We start from the raw sequence: 520 nt of genomic DNA, 5'->3' as shown, positions 1-520 counted from the left end.
GGAGCGATTCGGCTTCGGCGTGCGCGACGATCTGATCGAGCACTCGGATACGGTCGTCGGTGGTTGCGAACCGGACTCCCATGATCTGCCGCATGGTCTCGGCGTGCAGGTTGAAGCGCCCCCAGGTTGCGCGCCGGTTCGCCACGCTCATCAGCACCACGGAGGCGAGATCCTCGATCCGCTCCAGCCCGAGATCGTCCGCGCGCAGTCGGGCTTCGCTCGCACCCCGGTCGAGCAGATACTGTGCCCAAGTGGGTGCGTCCTCGCCGAGCACGGCCTCGCCGAGCGGGCGCACGTCCCGGCGACGGAGCTGTCCGGAGGGCAGAAGCAGCTGCTCGCACTGGCCTCGGTGCTCATCACGGAGCCGGCGCTGCTCGTCGCCGACGATGCAGAGGTCGACCAGCGGCAGATCGCGTGGACGGGTCGGGGTCGGGTCAAGGACGCGACGGGCGGCACCGGAGGTCGACGCATCATCCTGGTCGGCTCCAGTGCGGGCAGCGAGGTCCGCGTCAAGCGCGGC

At 70.0% G+C, this 520-nt stretch carries 1 protein-coding gene; it reads left to right on the top strand.

Translation table 11 applies throughout. From position 1 onward, the window contains the following. Positions 1-19: 19 nt before the first annotated feature. Positions 20-520: ATP-binding cassette domain-containing protein (locus tag ABD894_RS28235; protein WP_425563013.1), on the top strand; the 501-nt coding region annotated here is incomplete at its 3' end.

It is taken from the genome of Mucilaginibacter gynuensis, from assembly GCF_039541195.1.
In the GTDB taxonomy this organism is placed as follows: domain Bacteria; phylum Bacteroidota; class Bacteroidia; order Sphingobacteriales; family Sphingobacteriaceae; genus Mucilaginibacter; species Mucilaginibacter gynuensis.
This window is presented reverse-complemented; position numbering and strand designations above follow the sequence as displayed.